Annotated in this window: 2 protein-coding genes; both read right to left on the bottom strand. The window is 45.0% G+C overall.

Annotated elements, in window-relative coordinates; all coding sequences use genetic code 11:
• Window positions 1-396, bottom strand: a 396-nt coding sequence (locus tag ACS8FC_RS17325; RefSeq protein ID WP_439297694.1) for a cupin domain-containing protein, incomplete at its 3' end; no start/stop codon positions are given.
• Window positions 397-448: 52 nt separating this feature from the next.
• Window positions 449-727: efflux RND transporter permease subunit (locus ACS8FC_RS17320; protein ID WP_439297693.1), on the bottom strand; the 279-nt coding region annotated here is incomplete at its 5' end.

Below are 727 nucleotides of genomic sequence, written 5' to 3'. Positions count from 1 at the left end.
TTGAAAAAACAGCTTTTGTTCTGCTAAAAGTTTATAGAAGGTAGCAAACATCAATGCTTCAATCTCAAGATTGATTTGATGCTTTAACTGGCTCTCCGAAAACTCTAAAAATGACAATAATGGCGCGCTGATCGAAAAAACAATATGTGCCGAATTCAAAATATGTGACGGCAAATTTTCGGTATCAGCAACAATAAACTTGGCATTCTCTTCAGCATTAAAGTAGTGCGTTTCATTGGCTTTGACGATGACACACTCACTTGGCGTCACTTTACCGCGATAGCTTGCCACTTCAATGTTTATCACGCCTCGCAGTGGCAACACAATCTGATGAAAGTCATGAGAATGCCCGCGGGTTTGACGAGTATACGACCTAATAGAGAGTGTATTGATCATTGATCGTGTTCCGCATACATCGTTCTTCCTATTGATACGGCCATTTGGTTCACTACTTTATATCACGCTGTTTACCATGTGGCACTAGCCATTTGGCAAACCAGCCTGACACATCGTCCATCAACGTATAAACAACTGGAATGACCACCAGACTGAGTAGCGTTGACGTCACTAGCCCACCCAATACCGCTGCTGCCATCGGTCGTCTAAACGTAGGATCGGCATCACCCCAACCAGATACCAGTGGCAACATGCCTGCCCCCATCGCAATGGTGGTCATAATGATAGGCCGCGCACGCTTGCGACAGGCATCCATAATGGCCTCAAAACG

The sequence above is a fragment of the Psychrobacter sp. 1Y4 genome (assembly GCF_051847555.1).
This window is presented reverse-complemented; position numbering and strand designations above follow the sequence as displayed.